Annotated in this window: 1 protein-coding gene; it reads left to right on the top strand. The window is 43.2% G+C overall.

All coding sequences use genetic code 11. The features are described from left to right. Window positions 1-133: 133 nt before the first annotated feature. On the top strand, window positions 134-1,582 hold a 1,449-nt coding region (locus A9G36_RS02355), incomplete at its 3' end, for a type VI secretion system Vgr family protein (RefSeq protein WP_141670609.1).

The following is a 1,582-nucleotide window of genomic DNA, read 5'->3' as shown; positions in this document are numbered from 1 at the left end:
TATCAATGTAACAATCCTCAACGCCAGATTTATGGCTATCTATTCATGCCCCTTAAAACAACTAATCATTAATCCATTTAATGGGGTAAAACGCACTTATTAAATTGAATGCGAAGAATAATAAGGGAAAAAAATGGTAAAACATTTAGATAAAATCGTCGAACAAGCAGGACAAGCAGGGAAAGACTTGCTTAGCCAATTAACAAATAAAGTTAGCCATAACCGTTACACACTAACCATTGATGAACTCAGCACTCCTATATCGGTGTTAAACGTCAAAGGCGAAGAGGCCTTAAACCAGCTGTGGCATTACACCATTACTTTTACCAGCGCCAATAAAACCCTATCTACCGATGCTTTTTTAAACCAACCGGCTACTTTCTCATTTAATTCTGTTGTAAGCGATGCGCTCAGTTCTGCAATCCGTGCCTTGGGTGATTTTACCAATGATAAAAGCACTCGCAAGATTTATGGCATTATCACCGAGTTTAGCCAATTATCGGTAAATAAAGAAGAAGCGCATTATCAAGTGGTCTTATCGCCACGACTGGCTAGACTAACGTTAAACCGCAACTGTGCCATATTCCAGAACCAAAGCGTAGTAAGCGTGGTTGAACAAATACTTAGAAGCCACGGACTTAATGGCATAGACTACCGCCTTGAACTTAAAGAGCACTACCCAGCCAGGGAATTTATCACCCAATGGCAAGAAAGCGATTTTGAATTTATACAACGCTTAATGGCGGATGTGGGTATCTGGTTTCGCTTTGAAAGCCATGCCGAGCACGACTGCGACGTAATGGTGATAAGCGATTACGAACAAGGTTATGACCAAGTTGCCCATATTAATTACAAATTACCCAGCGGCACCTTGGACGGCGGCACTGAAAGCGTTTGGGATATTAGCATGCACAGCCAAACGGTGGCATCATCGGTTAAAGTGAAAGATTACAACTACCGTGATGCCAAAGCCAACTTACTTAGCGAGGTCAATAGCCAACCCGATGACCGCACCACTAACGGCACCGACTACCGTTATGGCGAGCACTATCAATATGCAGGTAGTGCCAGTGTCAGTTCAGGTAGTCAAAAAAATAGCCCCAACAAAATTTATAAAAATATTCAAAGTGAGCAAAATGGGGGGATGAGCGAGAATAACGATGATGCACAAAATAAGGATAATGATTACCACCTTAATAGCACCCCAGAAAGTGGCAATTGGTACGCACGTATTCGCCATGAACAAGCAATCAGTGAACAAATAATTATCCGAGGCAAAAGCAACCGTTATAACCTTGCTCCTGGGCAACTCATTAGCCTTAATGGCGCCCCGCTGATTGATATTGATGAAGGCATTATTATTTTAAGTGTTACGGGCAGCGGCAGCCGCACTGATGCTTACCAGCTCAGTTTTACTGCGATACCTTTTAAGGTATTAAAACCGTATCGCCCAGCGCCCCTTGCTTGGCCACAAGTCAGTGGCACCTTACCGGCACGGGTCACCAGTCCCGATAATGACACCTATGGCTATATTGATACCCAAGGGCGCTACCGGGTTAAATTTAACTTTGACCTAACAGAT

This window comes from Gilliamella sp. Choc6-1 (assembly GCF_001690385.1).
GTDB lineage: Bacteria > Pseudomonadota > Gammaproteobacteria > Enterobacterales > Orbaceae > Gilliamella > Gilliamella apicola_A.
Note: the sequence above shows the minus strand (reverse complement) of the source record. Positions and strands in the feature narration are given on the sequence as shown.